This window comes from Yersinia sp. 2541 StPb PI, assembly GCF_052217145.1.
Taxonomy (GTDB): Bacteria; Pseudomonadota; Gammaproteobacteria; order Enterobacterales; family Enterobacteriaceae; genus Yersinia; species Yersinia enterocolitica_E.
In genome coordinates, this window is record NZ_JAZGQB010000001.1 from 4,570,118 (window position 1) to 4,585,835 (window position 15,718).

Here is a 15,718-nt window from a genome sequence, read left to right on the forward strand (position 1 = left end):
ACACTGCGCAATGCGTATCGTTAGGTAAGGAGGTGATCCAACCGCAGGTTCCCCTACGGTTACCTTGTTACGACTTCACCCCAGTCATGAATCACAAAGTGGTAAGCGCCCTCCCGAAGGTTAAGCTACCTACTTCTTTTGCAACCCACTCCCATGGTGTGACGGGCGGTGTGTACAAGGCCCGGGAACGTATTCACCGTAGCATTCTGATCTACGATTACTAGCGATTCCGACTTCATGGAGTCGAGTTGCAGACTCCAATCCGGACTACGACAGACTTTATGTGGTCCGCTTGCTCTCGCGAGTTCGCTTCACTTTGTATCTGCCATTGTAGCACGTGTGTAGCCCTACTCGTAAGGGCCATGATGACTTGACGTCATCCCCACCTTCCTCCGGTTTATCACCGGCAGTCTCCCTTGAGTTCCCACCATTACGTGCTGGCAACAAAGGATAAGGGTTGCGCTCGTTGCGGGACTTAACCCAACATTTCACAACACGAGCTGACGACAGCCATGCAGCACCTGTCTCACAGTTCCCGAAGGCACCGAAGCATCTCTGCTAAGTTCTGTGGATGTCAAGAGTAGGTAAGGTTCTTCGCGTTGCATCGAATTAAACCACATGCTCCACCGCTTGTGCGGGCCCCCGTCAATTCATTTGAGTTTTAACCTTGCGGCCGTACTCCCCAGGCGGTCGACTTAACGCGTTAGCTCCGGAAGCCACGCCTCAAGGGCACAACCTCCAAGTCGACATCGTTTACAGCGTGGACTACCAGGGTATCTAATCCTGTTTGCTCCCCACGCTTTCGCACCTGAGCGTCAGTCTTTGTCCAGGGGGCCGCCTTCGCCACCGGTATTCCTCCAGATCTCTACGCATTTCACCGCTACACCTGGAATTCTACCCCCCTCTACAAGACTCTAGCTTGCCAGTTTCAAATGCAGTTCCCACGTTAAGCGCGGGGATTTCACATCTGACTTAACAAACCGCCTGCGTGCGCTTTACGCCCAGTAATTCCGATTAACGCTTGCACCCTCCGTATTACCGCGGCTGCTGGCACGGAGTTAGCCGGTGCTTCTTCTGCGAGTAACGTCAATCAATCGTGCTATTAACACGACTGCCTTCCTCCTCGCTGAAAGTGCTTTACAACCCGAAGGCCTTCTTCACACACGCGGCATGGCTGCATCAGGCTTGCGCCCATTGTGCAATATTCCCCACTGCTGCCTCCCGTAGGAGTCTGGACCGTGTCTCAGTTCCAGTGTGGCTGGTCATCCTCTCAGACCAGCTAGGGATCGTCGCCTAGGTGAGCCATTACCCCACCTACTAGCTAATCCCATCTGGGCACATCCGATGGCGTGAGGCCCGAAGGTCCCCCACTTTGCTCTTGCGAGGTCATGCGGTATTAGCTACCGTTTCCAGTAGTTATCCCCCTCCATCAGGCAGTTTCCCAGACATTACTCACCCGTCCGCCGCTCGCCGGCAAAGTAGTAAACTACTTCCCGCTGCCGCTCGACTTGCATGTGTTAGGCCTGCCGCCAGCGTTCAATCTGAGCCATGATCAAACTCTTCAATTTAAGATTTGTTTGATTTGCTACTAATAAAAGCAGCGATGCTCAAAGATTACTTTCTGCAAATATGCATTCGAACCGAAGTTCAAATGTGTACTGCTTTGGTCACTCTTCAAGACTTTGATATTTCTTCTGCCTGCCGAAACAGGCTTCGATATCGTCTTGCGAGTGCCCACACAGATTGTCTGATAAATTGTTAAAGAGCGTTCGTTACCCGTTTGCCTTTCGGCGAATCTTACGGTAACGCGGGAGGCAGATAATACGCTTTCCCGCTGAAGAGTCAAGAGTTTCTTTGGTTTCTTTCGAAGTCAAAATCATTCTTTTCGCTTCCTGACCCGGCGAAGTCTGTTTCGTTGTTCCCGGTCAGTGGAGGCGCATTATAGGGAGTTCCTGACAGCCTGCAACCCCTAATTTGAAAAAACTTTTCAACCGCTGAATCTTTAGTCAAAACGCCTTTAAATTGGCAGTTTTTGCAGCACCGGGAAGCCATAACCCTGCAAAACGGGTAATAAAACGTCAGTATCTGCATTCAACGCCATGCAGTAAGCAATATTATCTTCCTGAGAAGAAACTACATTTTCTTGAGAAGAGATGAGCCAAGCAGTGCGACGAGCAATTGCGGCACCGGAATCGACCATGCGAGTACCTTCAGGCAACACTTGCGCCAACTCTTCTACTAATAGAGGGAAATGAGTGCACCCCAATACAATGGTGTCCGGCGGCTCACGCATTGCCAACCATGGGTGGAGGATTTTCTTTAATGTTTCGATAGGTACAGCACCACCATGCAACTTGGACTCTGCCAGTTCCACCAGCTCAGATGAACCCAGCAATTCAATTTTGCAATCGGTAGCAAAGCGCTCAATCAAGTCCCGTGTATAGGAAGCATGTACCGTGCCACGGGTAGCCAATAAGCCAACAACACCATTGCGGGTTAATCGCACCGCCGGTTTGATAGCAGGAACAACCCCAACCACAGGGAATGCAAAGCGTTCACGTAAAGCAGGAAGTACTACTGTGCTGGCGGTGTTACAGGCAATGACGACGATTGCCAGCGGATGGCGCTGCTGCACCGCAGTGACAATTTCCAGAACGCGTTCAACGATAAACTCACCGGACTTCTCCCCATAAGGGAAAGCGACATTGTCGAAAGCATATATATAGTGGAGATCCGGCAACAACTGCCGAATCTCTTGATAGACAGATAGCCCGCCAACACCTGAGTCAAAAATCAGTGCTGTCGGGCGAGGGGCAGTATCAGCCTTAGAAGTTATAGCTTCCGGTGAGGTAATACTCTCGTCCAGCGGTTTTATAGCCATAAGCCGTTTCGTAATCTTTATCAAACAGGTTAGCAATTCTACCACGAACTGTAAGATGAGAAGTAACCGGATAACTCGCTGAAACATCTACCGTGCTATAACTCGGTAATTCACGTTGAGTCGAGCTATAGGCTGAGGTGCTATTGTCATAGCGTTTACCGTAGTACTGATAAGAAACGTCCATATCCAGATTGAACATTGTCCAATCTAATTGATACTTGGCTTGCTGTTTAGAACGACGGGCTAAAACTTCATTATTCTTATCATTACGCGGATCCATATATTGCAATGTGATCTGGTGATTGAAAATGCCGGTATCGACGCTACCTGTCCATTCAACCCCTTTTATCGTTGCCGAATCAACATTGTAATACTGCCCTTTGTATGTATTTGGGTCGGAGAAGTAATCGATCAGGTTTTCAATTTTGTAGCGATAAGCAGACAAACGCCAATCAAGTGGGCCAGTCAATCCTTCCAGACCTGCCTCCCATTGGCGGGACTCCTCAGGTTTCAAATCACTGTTTGATATGATATCAAAGCGCTGCGAACCATACTGCTGACCCAGTGACGGGGCCAAAAATCCTGTTCCATAGGATAATGTCGCACGATAATCGGGGATAAATTCCCAACCTGCGGCGGTTTGCCAGGTCTCATGCCAGCCAAACTGCTCATCTTTATCTTCGCGGCCCGAGGCTTCCAGCGTCACACTACCAATCTTCTGCTGCCCGCTAAGATACAAACCGGTATTATCCCGCTTATATGCATCAGAGATAGTGGTACTCGATGAGGTCAAACGCTGTTGCTGCCAGTCAACGCCAGCACTCAGCGTTGCACTCTCAAAACTGTATGTATTACCCCATTGCACGTTACGCTGATCCATATCGTCCAGCGTAGTCGCCTCACCATAACGCCCATATTGGCTGCTGTAGTTATAATCTTTGTATTTCTGATAGCTACCGATTAATTGAGAGGAGAAAGCCCCCGCAGCATAACGTAGCCCTGCGTCATAAGTATGGTTATATAATCGCTCCTCATCGCCACTGTAAGCAGGGGAAGAAATACTGCCAACATCGTAATCAGTATTATTGGTGTAACCATAACCTCTGACGAAACCGGATATATCTTGGTTGAACTGATGCTCTAGCCCCGCCCAAAAATTTTTATTACGAAAACCATCCCGATCGCTATCCACTGGATTAGGTGAGTCGGGTTTAATGTTAAAACCGTTCGTGGTTTGATAGCCGCCCGCTATCGTCGCTAAAGTATCACCAAAACGTTGGCGAACGCTGCCGTCATATTGCTGGTAACCTTTAGAACCAACCCCGGCATTAATCTGCCCACCTTCCTGGTCTGACTGTGTAATCACGTTAATTACACCACCAATCGCCCCAGAGCCATATACGGCAGAGCGAGGCCCGCGAATATATTCAACACGTTGCACCAGAGAGAGAGGTATTTGATTAAAGTCGACACTATTGATGATACCGGTTCGCGCCAGAGGAATGCCATCGATCAGCACTAATACATGGCGGGCTTCGGTACCACGGATATACATAGAAGAGCCTTGGCCTAGCCCCCCGGTTTGGGCAATATCCACGCCAGGTAGCCGGCGCATCACTTCATTGAGGCTTTTTGCCTGCCAGCGGTCGATATCATCACGCGTTACTACATCGGTGGGTGCCAATACCGTGGAAACTGGCTGTTTGAAACGGTTGGCGGTAACCACCATTTCGTCTTTATTACCTGTCGTGTTGCTGTCCTGGGCCCATCCAGAAAATGCCGTCACAGAAAGGGCTGTGATCAGCGTATATTTTTTAATTGTCATGAATACAAGCATCCAAACTCAATTGGCGGATGCCGCAGTGCCATGGCCGATAGTTCGCGACGACCACGCATATTGCGACGTAATACCGGCAGGTCTTCGGGCTTGGGATCTCTGATGTCACGTCTTCTTCATTACTTAAATGAATTAATACCGTGAAATAGAGCTGGCGATGACTTCCCGCCCTTGCGGACAGTGTCTGGTTGAAACCTATCGCCGTAACTTCCCCTTACCGCTGCGCGTCAGCTCCGGATTTACACCGGATTCCCTTTTAACTCGTAGGTGTTTAAGTAACAGCATGAGGCCGGACCGCAATGCTACGATCAAGTAAAATAGATGTCTAGACTTCCATCCTCGTTATAGGGAATAAACACAACAAAACTGGACATCACTCCCACTTTCCCTACAATCCGCAGCAATACCTCTCTTTTATAATGGCCAGACGAGAAGAAACATGACTCCCGACATCCTGCCAACAGACAGTTACGACCAACAACTGGCGGAAAAATCTGCCCGTATTCAGACGATGATGTTGCCGTTTCAGGCACCTGCTGCGGAAATATTCCGTTCTCCGGCAGAGCATTACCGCATGAGAGCCGAGTTTCGCGTTTGGCACGATGAAGATGACTTGTACCACATCATGTTTGACCAGCAGACCAAACAGCGTATCCGTGTTGAACAGTTCCCGGTGGCAAGTTTGTTGATCAATCGTCTGATGAGTGCGCTGATGACGGCCATCAGGGCCGAACCGATTTTGCGGCGTAAACTGTTCCAGATTGATTACTTATCTACCCTAAGCGGTAAATTGATCGCCTCTTTGCTGTATCACCGTCAATTAGATGAAGAGTGGCAGCAGAAGGCGCTGGAATTGCGTGAAAAGCTACGCGAACAAGGTTTTGATCTGCAACTGATTGGCCGGGCATCGAAAACTAAAATCATGCTAGATCACGACTATATCGATGAAGTGTTACCGGTTGCTGGGCGTGAAATGATTTATCGTCAGGTGGAGAATAGTTTCACCCAACCGAATGCAGCGGTGAATATTCATATGCTGGAATGGGCGATTGATGCCACTAAAAACGCCAGCGGTGATTTATTGGAGTTGTATTGCGGTAATGGTAATTTCTCGTTGGCGCTAGCACGCAATTTTGCACGGGTGTTGGCAACAGAAATCGCTAAACCCTCAGTGGCAGCAGCACAATACAATATCGCGGCAAATAATATCGATAACGTGCAAATTATCCGCATGTCGGCTGAAGAGTTTACCCAGGCAATGCAAGGTGTACGCGAGTTTAACCGTTTGAAGGGTATTGATCTGAGCAGTTATAACTGCGAGACCATTTTTGTCGATCCCCCGCGCAGCGGGCTGGATAGCGAGACAGTCAAGCTGGTACAAGGTTATCCGCGTATCCTTTATATCTCCTGTAACCCTGAAACGCTGTGCGCCAATCTGGAACAGTTACAACAGACACATAAAATCAGCCGATTAGCACTGTTCGATCAGTTCCCCTACACCCATCATATGGAGTGTGGGGTATTGCTGGAAAAGCGCGGCTGACAGGCAATAGATAAGTAAAAGGGCAACGCGATGTTGCCCTTTTTCGTTTTAAAATATGTCGTTTTAAAACATATCGCTTTCAGGTTATTGCGGCTGCTGGTTATCCGAATTATCTGGCTCAGATTCTGATTGCACCGACTTACGTGCTTTTAGCTTAAACAAGATCCAGAACACCAACACGACACTGAGAATAGAAGGAACGAAATTAGAACCAATTGCCGGATGCTCAACCCGAACAATCGCGCTATACAGCAAAATCCCGAGCAAGAAACACGCGGAGGCCAGTACTGGCAAGCCATGTGGCATGGCGAAATTGAGGTAGCGCTGATGCAAACAATATACGGCTAATATTAACGTTAGCAGCGGAAAAACTGAAAAAGGCACAAACGCGCTGAATAACGTGTTAAATGAACCATTTATTGCCAGGCCAGTAATCAACGCCAGCAACAGGGTGCCGATTTCACGGCGAGACTGTTCCATCATTTTCCTTACCTTATTAAGTGCGAGATACGGCGAGTTTTTCCTGCTCGCGGCGATACCAATAATAAGCGCCCTTGGAGATCATCCGCAGTTGTAAGACCAAGCGTTCCTCTAACTGTCGCCGTTGTTCAATATCCACGTCCAGCACTTCTGCACCAGCACTGAAGACAATTGTGACCATGGCCTCAGCCTGAGCTTCAGTGAAGCTGCGTGGCATGTGGTTTTCCAATTCGAGGTAATCTGCCAGCTCAGCAATAAAATGCTGAATTTCACGAGCCACTGCGGCACGAAATGCGGCGGACGTGCCGGAACGCTCGCGCAGCAATAAGCGAAATGCATTCGGGTTATTACCGATAAATTCCATAAATGTAGATACGGAGGTACGGATAACACTGCCGCCCTTGGCAATCCGCTGGCGAGCCTGACGCATCAGTTGGCGCAACATCAGGCCGCTTTCATCGACCATTGTCAGGCCAAGTTCGTCGACATCGCGAAAATGCCGGTAGAAAGAAGTCGGTGCGATACCAGCTTCGCGAGAGACTTCCCGCAAGCTAAGGCTGGCGAAACTCCGCTCAGCGCTCAGTTGGCTGAACGCCGCTTCGATAAGGGAACGACGAGTCCGCTCTTTTTGTTGTGCTCTGACGCCCATAATCGTGCCCAAGGGATATCCAAATTCTCAATCTAAGATATATAGTCAGCAATATACCAAACTTTATAGTAACAACCGTTATACAAACGTATCATCCCAATACTGAATTGCCGCTTTACAACACACATCACGGTGATTTACCCATGGTTGATTGATTTATACCTGTCATCTTTCAATTTACAGATGTGTTGGCTGCATCTTGAAATCTATTGGGTATCTGGTTGGGATGATGTTAATGTATCGTTGTAATTTTGTATAAGAATAGGTCTCTCCTACATGCAACAGCACTTCCATTTTGATGCCATTGTTATTGGCTCGGGTCCTGGCGGTGAAGGTGCCGCTATGGGGTTGGTCAAGCAAGGTGCCCGTGTTGCCGTAATTGAACGGTATAATAATGTGGGCGGTGGATGTACCCATTGGGGCACTATCCCTTCCAAAGCTTTGCGCCACGCCGTTAGCCGTATTATCGAATTCAACCAAAATCCACTCTACAGCGACAATGCCCGAACCATCAGTTCTTCTTTCGCTGATATTTTAAACCATGCTGATCGTGTTATTAATCAACAGACACGTATGCGTCAGGGTTTTTACGATCGCAATCACTGCCATATGTTTTCAGGCGATGCCAGCTTTATTGATGCCAATACTATCAACGTGCGTTATGCCGATGGCACCAACGATACACTACGCGCTGATAACATTGTGATTGCTACAGGTTCACGCCCCTATCGCCCGGCGAATGTTGATTTTAGCCATGAACGGATTTACGACAGCGATACCATTTTACAGCTCAGCCATGAACCTCAGCACGTCATTATCTATGGCGCAGGGGTTATTGGTTGTGAATATGCTTCAATCTTCCGTGGTTTGAGCGTCAAAGTTGATTTAATCAATACCCGCGACCGCCTACTGGCCTTCCTTGATCAGGAAATGTCAGATGCCCTCTCTTACCACTTCTGGAATAACGGTGTCGTTATCCGTCACAACGAAGAGTTTGAGCAAATTGAGGGAACCCTTGATGGGGTTATTGTCCATCTGAAATCAGGTAAAAAGGTCAAAGCAGACTGCTTGTTGTATGCCAATGGTCGTACCGGTAATACCGGCGGTTTAGGGTTGGAAAACATCGGCCTGGAAGCTGATAGCCGTGGTCTGCTGAAGGTCAATAGCATGTACCAGACAGCGCTGCCCCATGTGTATGCGGTGGGTGATGTGATTGGTTACCCGAGTCTGGCCTCTGCGGCCTATGATCAGGGGCGTATCGCGGCACAAGCAATGATCAAAGGCGAAGCCAACGTTCATTTGATCGAGGATATTCCGACGGGTATTTACACCATCCCGGAAATCAGTTCGGTTGGGAAAACCGAGCAAGATTTGACCGCGATGAAAGTGCCCTACGAGGTCGGCCGGGCGCAATTTAAACATCTGGCGCGCGCGCAAATCGTCGGGATGGATACCGGTAGCTTAAAAATCCTGTTCCATCGAGAAACCAAGCAAATCTTGGGTATTCATTGCTTTGGCGAACGTGCAGCGGAAATTATCCACATCGGACAGGCGATTATGGAACAGAAAGGAGAAGGCAATACTATCGAATATTTCGTTAATACAACCTTCAACTATCCGACGATGGCTGAAGCCTATCGTGTGGCAGCACTGAACGGTTTAAACCGCCTGTTCTAGCTTTTCCTTGATAACATCTGGATTCATACGCGGTTGCATGTGTTCACGTATCGCCTCGGCCAGTTGCTCATAGCGGCCACGCAGTGGGGAACCGGGGCGGTACACCAACGCGATAGTGCGTTTAGGCACAGGCTTGTAGCACTCCAGATAGCATACGCCATCACGCTTGCGCTCATTCGGTACCGCCAACGACGGCAGCAAAGTAATGCCGCTCCCCGCAGCCACCATATTACGCAGAGTTTCCAAACTGGTGGCGCGGAAATGGGTGTCTTCCTCTGCACCGGCCTGGAAACAGAAGCCCATCGCCTGATCGCGCAGGCAGTGGCCATCTTCCAACATCAATAATTTCTCACCCGCCAGCTCATGCATTTGCACTCTGTCACGATCGGCCCATGGATGATCGGCATAAATAGCCAGGCTCATCGGCTCATCAAATAGCGGAACTTCGATAAAAGCTTCGGTCTCTTTGACCAGTGCCAGAATGGCACAGTCCAGCTTGCCACTGTCCAACTGAGCCAGAAGATTCTGGGTTTGTGCTTCATGCAGATACATTTCCAATTTCGGGAATGCCTTATGCAACATGGGAATGATTTGCGGCAACAAATAAGGCCCGACAGTAGGTATCAGGCCGATATGCAGTGGACCGGACATGCTTTCGCCCTGCAAGCTGGCCATCTCTTTCAGTACCTTTACTTCTCGCAATATAGTTCTGGCTTGTTCCACTAGCAACAACCCAGCCTGCGTAAACAAGACCTTACGGCTAGTGCGCTCCAGCAACATCACGCCCAACTCATCTTCCAGCTTACGAATCTGACCACTTAATGTGGGTTGGCTGACATGGCAAGAGTCGGCAGCACGCCGGAAATGCCTGAATTCAGCCAGCGCCACCAAGTATTCTAAATCACGAATATTCATCTGTGCTCCGCTTTATGATAGCCATTGACGATAGATAAGATAGCAATCAGTGATTAGATCTATCAAGTGATAAAATGAATAATGTGCCCCAACGAAAAGATATTCATAAAAATTTAAATATTTTATTTTTTAATTAAGGAGTTACAGATGTTTACTAGCCAAGAAGGTAAAAAAATCCCACAAGTAACTTTCCATACCCGTCAGGGGGACCAGTGGGTTGATGTAACCACTGACGATTTGTTCAGCAATAAAACAGTGATTGTATTTTCACTACCGGGTGCATTTACCCCGACTTGTTCTTCCAGCCATCTGCCACGCTATAACGAACTGGCCGCTGTGTTTAAACAGCACGGTGTTGATAGCATTCTGTGCGTATCAGTCAACGATACCTTCGTGATGAATGCCTGGAAAGCTGATCAGCATGCTGAAAATATTACTTTCGTTCCAGATGGTAACGGCGAATTCACCAAGGGCATGAACATGCTGGTTGAGAAAGCTGATCTGGGCTTCGGTCCACGTTCATGGCGTTACTCGATGCTGGTGCGTAACGGTGTGGTTGAGAAAATGTTTGTGGAGCCAAATAAGCCGGGTGACCCGTTTGAAGTGTCCGATGCCGATACCATGCTGAAATATCTGGCACCCGACTTTAAAGTACAGGAGTCGGTATCTGTCTTTACCAAACCGGGCTGCCCATTCTGTGCCAAAGCGAAACAAATGCTGCAAGAACGCGGGATTCAGTATGAGGAGATCGTGCTGGGTAAAGATGCGACAACCGTCAGCTTGCGTGCTGTCACTGGTCGTGGAACTGTGCCACAAGTATTTATCGGTGGCCGTCATATTGGTGGCAGTGATGATTTGGAAAATTACTTATCTGCTTAATAATATTAATAGAGTGAAGATAATGTGAATACCCAAAGTCATTGGAGTTACAGGTAGGCGGCAAGTGAACTCATCTCGATGAGCTTACTTATTTTTAAGGTCAAGACCAGTAAGTGATTCGGGTGACAAATCTGCCGGGAGCAGATTTGAACGCTGCTGGCAGCGGCCTCGCAGAGGCGAGGCCCAAGGATGGGCCGAGTAACAAATGTAGCCAGCAACCCTGTAGCTTCAAATACGAAGGGTATACTTGGTAGGCTTCGGCCTACCCTTTTTATGTTAGGAGCAGACATGAAAACCTTAAACGTTGATGTCGCCGTAATTGGCGGCGGCACTGCCGGACTTGGCACTTATCGCGCTGCCAAACTGTCAACCCCAAGTGTGGTGATGATTGAAGGTGGCGAATACGGTACCACCTGTGCACGCGTTGGTTGCATGCCATCCAAACTGCTGATTGCAGCAGCCGAAGCCGTACATCATATTGAAAAAGCGCCTAAATTTGGTATTCACCCGCAAGGCGATATTCTGATTAATGGCCGTGAAGTGATGAGTCGTGTTAAACGTGAGCGCGACCGGTTTGTTGGTTTTGTGCTGGAGGGTGTAGATAACATTCCAGCCGCGGACAAAATTCAAGGCTATGCCCGTTTCATTGATGATAATACGCTACAAGTTGATGATCATACGCGTATTGTTGCGCAGCGTATCGTGATTGCGACTGGCTCCCGCCCAACCTGGCCCACAGCCTGGGATGAGCTGGGTGACCGACTGATAGTTAATGATGATGTGTTTAGCTGGGATGACCTACCCGAATCTGTTGCGGTATTCGGACCTGGTGTTATTGGTCTGGAACTCGGTCAGGCACTGCACCGGCTGGGCGTTCAAGTAAAAATGTTCGGTGTCGGTGGTGGTGTTGGCCCACTGACTGACAGCATTGTACGTAATTACGCCGCGAAAGCCTTGGGTGAAGAGTTCTATCTTGACCCAGACGTGAAAGTGGAAGTCATGCAGCGTGAGGGGGATAAAGTCTTTATCCGCTATCTGGATAAAACCGGTAAACCGCAAGAGACCATGGTTGATTACGTGTTAGCTGCCACTGGTCGTCGCCCTAATGTGGATAAACTGGGTCTGGAAAATACGTCCCTCATTCTGGACGAACGAGGGGTTCCGCAAGCTGATCGACTTACCCTGCAAACCAGCGTGCCACATATCTTTATCGCCGGTGATGCCAGTAACCAATTACCATTACTGCATGAGGCTAGCGATCAAGCCCGTATCGCCGGAGTGAATGCAGGTGGATTCCCTGAAGTGGTTCCCGGCTTACGTCGCAGCCCTATCTCGGTTGTTTTCTCTGACCCACAAATTGCGATGGTAGGCTCAACCTTCCGTGAGTTATCACAAAAATTCAGTGCATGTGGTTGTTTTGAAATCGGTGAAGTCTCTTTTGAAAATCAGGGGCGCTCGCGTGTCATGCTGAAAAACAAAGGTATTTTGCGCGTTTATGGCGAACAGGGAACCGGCCGTTTCCTCGGCGCCGAGATGATGGGGCCGAGTGCCGAACATATCGCACATCTGTTAGCTTGGGCACATCAACAACAGATGACCATCAATCAAATGCTGGATATGCCATTTTATCACCCAGTCATTGAAGAAGGCTTGCGTACTGCGCTGCGTGATTTACAGTCCAAGTTAAGGTTGGGTACCGATGAGGCTGAACGCTGCCTGCGCTGCCCAGGTGACTAATTTAACTCGCGGAAGTTTTTTTGTTTTCCCACACCGGGCTTTATGCCCGGTTTTTTATTCCTTATTTTGCGCACTGCTTCCATGAATTGAATCATCCCGCTTGGCATCTGAAGCCGTAATGCCCACTATTTGTTCAATTCTAGTCGTTTTAAAACGGCACTAGTGGGTCTATCACTATTGATTTGATACCACTAATGATACTAAAATGGAGGTACTATGAAAGACATGGACAGTCGGGTTGCTCAGATTAAAGCTAACCCCGCTGGGGTTAAATTCCGCGAACTCGTCAAAATCTGTAATTTTTACTTTGGCTTTCCCAGGCATTACTCCAGTAGTCATCATGTCTATGGTACTCCCTGGCAAGGAGACCCTCGGATCAACATTCAAAAGGACAGCAGCGGAATGGCCAAATTTTATCAGGTAAAACAGGTGATCGCTGCATTGGCTAAACTCGAGGAAATGGATAATGGTTAACATCGAACACTATACGTATCGGATTACTTGGTCGGCAGAAGATAATGAGTTTGTTGGTTTGTGTGCGGAATTCCCTGGCTTGTCATGGCTTGCAAAAGAGCGCTTCGAAGCCTTGGCAGGTATCACTGCGTTGGTTGCCGATATTCTGCGCGACATGCAGACTCATGGTGAAATACCACCACAACCCTTGGCAGAAAAGCATTATAGCGGGAAACTGGTTCTTCGCTTACCACCGGAACAGCACCGGCGTCTGGCAATTAATGCCTCGGAGGAAGGGATTAGTCTAAACCGCTATCTGTGCGCTCGGTTGGCTATCTGAATAAGACTAAACAGGGCGAAGTTTATCCCCTGTTTAGCCAAACTACTCGCCTTATAGATTGCCGTGCTCGTTACCGCTATTACTCGCGTTTATTTTTTAAATCAAAACCAATGGGCAGAGCTAATGTTATTTGCCCATGCAATAACAACTCGGCAGGTGGTTTAGGTAATGGCTGAGCACGTTTAATAAGTGCCAATGCTTCATGATCTAAAATAGCGGCCCCACTGCTTTTTATAAGCTGAGCAGATAGAACATGCCCATCTTTATTGACCACAAAACGGATAGTGGCGATGCCTTGTTGTCGCTGTTTTCTGGCTCTGGGTGGATAGCGTTTAAACTCCACCAGATGCCCTTGCAAGCGGCTTCGCCAATTCATTTTAACCTTTTGTTTATGCACGGAATCACTATTTGCTGCGGCAGCAATTTGATGGCTCTCGCCAGATAGTGTTGTGCTGGCTACGGCTGCTGGCGGAGAAGGCTTATTGCGGTTTTCTGGTGTTTCCTCAATGACAGGTTTACGCGGTTTCATTACTTGCTGTTGTGGACGTTTTATTTTCACTGGTTCTTCTACAGGTTCTTCTTCAGTGATTTCCACCTCTTTCTCAACTAGCAGTACAGCATTAGGTTGCTCAGGTGCTGTCAGCAAATTACTCACGTCTTCTGGTTGAGCTTCCTGTTGTTCAACCTGCGGTTCGTTAAAAGTCTGTTGTATTCCCACCACCGGATTTTGTTCCACGTTTTGGGTGAACTGCGTTTCTGCCGACAAGGTAAGCATCACTGCCGCCGGGGCGTCATCAGGATGTTTAACCAGTACAGATTCGGTACTCAGCAACCAGAGCAGGTACATATGGGTGCTGCTGGTAAACATGGCACTCCCCCACCAAAGAAGAGTGCGGGTATTATTTTTTCTTATCATCATGAATTAAATCGCCATATTCCTTTATCTTCCATGAGTTACCAACAGTGACTCGCCAAAAGCGTTATTCTTCAGCAAATGCTACATGCAGGCGATCCGCTAACGGTTTAAACAGATAATTGAGTAATGATCTTTCCCCGGTTCGGATAAAGACATCAACAGACATACCGGGCCGGATGGCCAACTCGGTTTGAGACATATCAATAGCGACGGTTAAAGGGTAATAAGGCTGTGAGGTTTGCGGATGCTGTATACGGTCGGCCCCAACATGTAATACAGAACCGTATAATTTAGGGGTATTACTCTGATTAAAAGCAGAAAAATTGAGATCAACGGGTAAGCCTGCTCTGGCCTTATCAATTAGCTCTACTGGTAACTGGGCTTCAACTAATAATGGTTGCCCACTGGGGACCAGTTCCATTAATGTTTGCCCGCTACTCACCACGCCTCCCACCGTATGCTGAGCCAGAGCAATAACCGCACCACTGACTGGGGCATATATCCGGGTATTATCCAACTCATATTCTGCTATGCTCAAACGCTGCTTCAAGTCTTGGGTATTTTGCTGCGCTTTCGCTAATTGCTCACGATTCTCACTTTGATACTGTTCACGCCGTTGTGAAATATGCTGTTCGGTTTCATCAATTAGTTTATGAGCCTCTTCAATATCACTGGTATCCTGCTCTACCCGTGCATGGAGTGATATCGCCTGACGCTCCATATCCAGTAACTGATTGTTAGCAACATGACCATTTTTCGCCAACAGTTGAACACCTTGTAATTGTCGCTGGAATAAGTCCGATTGACGCTGATTATTACGCCGCATCACCTGCAAACCATTCAACCGGTCTTGATGACGCGTAATTTGTACGGATAAGCGAGCAATCTCACTCAATTGAGCCTGGCGACGATGATGAAAAAGTTGTTGCTGCAAGACAATATTACGTTCAACCAGCGGTTGGGTTGGATGCAGGAGTAATGTTTCAGGAAAAATAATTTCACTCACACCATCCTGCTCAGCGGTTAAGCGAGCCTCCTGCGCCAAAGCACTTAAGTACTGATTTTTCAGGCTATCCCGCTGACTACGAATCACTGAATCATCCATGGTGATGAGTAATTGCCCTATGGTTACCTCTTCCCCTTCAGCAATATGTAACTGTTGGATACGTCCCCCTTGCAGGGGCTGGATAACTTTGCGATTTTCAGCAACCACAACCTGGCCAATAACCGCAATCCCTTTATCCAGTGGTGCCAGCGCAGCCCAAAGTAAAAAACCAATAAAACCACCGACAACCAGTAACCCACCAAGATTTAGATAGTAGCAACTATTTATCTGTGGCCGTAATCGGTTTTGCTGCTGATGGTTTTCATCAGTAACTGGAAAACGGCTTGATTCAGGTAGCATTGTTTT

13 protein-coding genes, 1 rRNA gene and 1 riboswitch are annotated in these 15,718 nt (G+C 48.2%); of the genes, 6 read left to right on the plus strand and 8 right to left on the minus strand.

The annotated features are described in order from the left end of the window. Positions 1-25 precede the first annotated feature (25 nt). From V1953_RS20525 to btuB, 3 genes are all read right to left on the minus strand, one after another. Positions 26-1,568 (minus strand): 16S ribosomal RNA (locus V1953_RS20525). A gap of 449 nt (positions 1,569-2,017) precedes the next feature. Then, complete coding sequence (gene murI, locus V1953_RS20530) at positions 2,018-2,881, minus strand: glutamate racemase (RefSeq protein ID WP_083161826.1); 864 nt, start codon at positions 2,879-2,881, stop codon at positions 2,018-2,020. Further along, the gene (btuB, locus tag V1953_RS20535) at positions 2,826-4,706 is read right to left on the minus strand and encodes a TonB-dependent vitamin B12 receptor BtuB (RefSeq protein WP_442851252.1); all 1,881 of its coding nucleotides are present in this window, start codon (positions 4,704-4,706) and stop codon (positions 2,826-2,828) included. Before btuB ends, murI begins: the two co-directional genes overlap by 56 nt. A gap of 70 nt (positions 4,707-4,776) precedes the next feature. Then, positions 4,777-5,027: riboswitch (cobalamin riboswitch) on the minus strand. A 130-nt stretch (positions 5,028-5,157) separates the two neighbouring features. On the opposite strand from btuB, the gene trmA reads away from it, so the two are divergent. Beyond that, positions 5,158-6,261, plus strand: a complete 1,104-nt coding sequence (gene trmA / locus V1953_RS20540) for a tRNA (uridine(54)-C5)-methyltransferase TrmA (protein WP_372569774.1) — start codon at positions 5,158-5,160, stop codon at positions 6,259-6,261. A gap of 84 nt (positions 6,262-6,345) precedes the next feature. On the opposite strand, the gene V1953_RS20545 is transcribed toward trmA, so the two are convergent. Next, positions 6,346-6,744: a YijD family membrane protein gene (locus V1953_RS20545; protein WP_226716428.1), complete on the minus strand. Its 399-nt coding sequence runs from the start codon at positions 6,742-6,744 to the stop codon at positions 6,346-6,348. Between the two features lie 13 nt (positions 6,745-6,757). Then, positions 6,758-7,390, minus strand: a complete 633-nt coding sequence (gene fabR, locus V1953_RS20550) for an HTH-type transcriptional repressor FabR (protein WP_005192099.1) — start codon at positions 7,388-7,390, stop codon at positions 6,758-6,760. 276 nt (positions 7,391-7,666) lie between these two features. Between fabR and sthA the strand changes: the two genes are divergently transcribed. Continuing rightward, positions 7,667-9,067 carry a Si-specific NAD(P)(+) transhydrogenase gene (sthA, locus tag V1953_RS20555; RefSeq protein WP_083161820.1) on the plus strand — a complete coding sequence of 467 codons (1,401 nt, stop codon included), beginning with the start codon at positions 7,667-7,669 and terminating at the stop codon, positions 9,065-9,067. Here sthA and oxyR read toward each other — a convergent pair. Further along, positions 9,050-9,982 carry a DNA-binding transcriptional regulator OxyR gene (oxyR, locus tag V1953_RS20560; protein ID WP_083161818.1) on the minus strand — a complete coding sequence of 311 codons (933 nt, stop codon included), beginning with the start codon at positions 9,980-9,982 and terminating at the stop codon, positions 9,050-9,052. The genes sthA and oxyR overlap by 18 nt on opposite strands. Before the next feature lie 147 nt (positions 9,983-10,129). Here oxyR and V1953_RS20565 point away from each other — a divergent pair, with 147 nt between their 5' ends. The 4 genes from V1953_RS20565 (at position 10,130) to V1953_RS20580 (ending at position 13,391) form a co-directional block, all read left to right on the plus strand. After that, positions 10,130-10,861 (plus strand): glutathione peroxidase, encoded by a 732-nt coding sequence (locus V1953_RS20565; protein ID WP_083161816.1) that lies wholly within the window; start codon positions 10,130-10,132, stop codon positions 10,859-10,861. A 288-nt stretch (positions 10,862-11,149) separates the two neighbouring features. Continuing rightward, positions 11,150-12,598, plus strand: coding sequence for a dihydrolipoyl dehydrogenase (locus V1953_RS20570; protein WP_442851253.1), 1,449 nt, complete (start codon positions 11,150-11,152; stop codon positions 12,596-12,598). Between the two features lie 216 nt (positions 12,599-12,814). Further along, on the plus strand, positions 12,815-13,072 hold the full coding sequence (locus tag V1953_RS20575) for a toxin HicA (RefSeq protein ID WP_083161812.1): 258 nt from the start codon (positions 12,815-12,817) through the stop codon (positions 13,070-13,072). Next, entirely contained in the window at positions 13,065-13,391 is a 327-nt protein-coding gene (locus tag V1953_RS20580) for a type II toxin-antitoxin system HicB family antitoxin (protein ID WP_083161810.1), read from the plus strand. Before V1953_RS20575 ends, V1953_RS20580 begins: the two co-directional genes overlap by 8 nt. A gap of 79 nt (positions 13,392-13,470) precedes the next feature. Here V1953_RS20580 and V1953_RS20585 read toward each other — a convergent pair whose 3' ends face one another. Continuing rightward, positions 13,471-14,310 carry an energy transducer TonB family protein gene (locus V1953_RS20585; RefSeq protein ID WP_193784761.1) on the minus strand — a complete coding sequence of 280 codons (840 nt, stop codon included), beginning with the start codon at positions 14,308-14,310 and terminating at the stop codon, positions 13,471-13,473. Positions 14,311-14,371: 61 nt separating this feature from the next. Continuing rightward, positions 14,372-15,712 (minus strand): HlyD family type I secretion periplasmic adaptor subunit, encoded by a 1,341-nt coding sequence (locus tag V1953_RS20590; RefSeq protein ID WP_420073481.1) that lies wholly within the window; start codon positions 15,710-15,712, stop codon positions 14,372-14,374. Positions 15,713-15,718 lie beyond the last annotated feature (6 nt).

Bases quoted from the DNA above. Each gene is read 5' to 3' on its own strand.
- murI (WP_083161826.1), bottom strand. From the start codon at position 2,881: ATGGCTATAAAACCGCTGGACGAGAGTATTACCTCACCGGAAGCTATA.
- btuB (WP_442851252.1), bottom strand. From the start codon at position 4,706: ATGACAATTAAAAAATATACGCTGATCACAGCCCTTTCTGTGACGGCA.
- trmA (WP_372569774.1), top strand. From the start codon at position 5,158: ATGACTCCCGACATCCTGCCAACAGACAGTTACGACCAACAACTGGCG.
- V1953_RS20545 (WP_226716428.1), bottom strand. From the start codon at position 6,744: ATGATGGAACAGTCTCGCCGTGAAATCGGCACCCTGTTGCTGGCGTTG.
- fabR (WP_005192099.1), bottom strand. From the start codon at position 7,390: ATGGGCGTCAGAGCACAACAAAAAGAGCGGACTCGTCGTTCCCTTATC.
- sthA (WP_083161820.1), top strand. From the start codon at position 7,667: ATGCAACAGCACTTCCATTTTGATGCCATTGTTATTGGCTCGGGTCCT.
- oxyR (WP_083161818.1), bottom strand. From the start codon at position 9,982: ATGAATATTCGTGATTTAGAATACTTGGTGGCGCTGGCTGAATTCAGG.
- V1953_RS20565 (WP_083161816.1), top strand. From the start codon at position 10,130: ATGTTTACTAGCCAAGAAGGTAAAAAAATCCCACAAGTAACTTTCCAT.
- V1953_RS20570 (WP_442851253.1), top strand. From the start codon at position 11,150: ATGAAAACCTTAAACGTTGATGTCGCCGTAATTGGCGGCGGCACTGCC.
- V1953_RS20575 (WP_083161812.1), top strand. From the start codon at position 12,815: ATGAAAGACATGGACAGTCGGGTTGCTCAGATTAAAGCTAACCCCGCT.
- V1953_RS20580 (WP_083161810.1), top strand. From the start codon at position 13,065: ATGGTTAACATCGAACACTATACGTATCGGATTACTTGGTCGGCAGAA.
- V1953_RS20585 (WP_193784761.1), bottom strand. From the start codon at position 14,310: ATGATGATAAGAAAAAATAATACCCGCACTCTTCTTTGGTGGGGGAGT.
- V1953_RS20590 (WP_420073481.1), bottom strand. From the start codon at position 15,712: ATGCTACCTGAATCAAGCCGTTTTCCAGTTACTGATGAAAACCATCAG.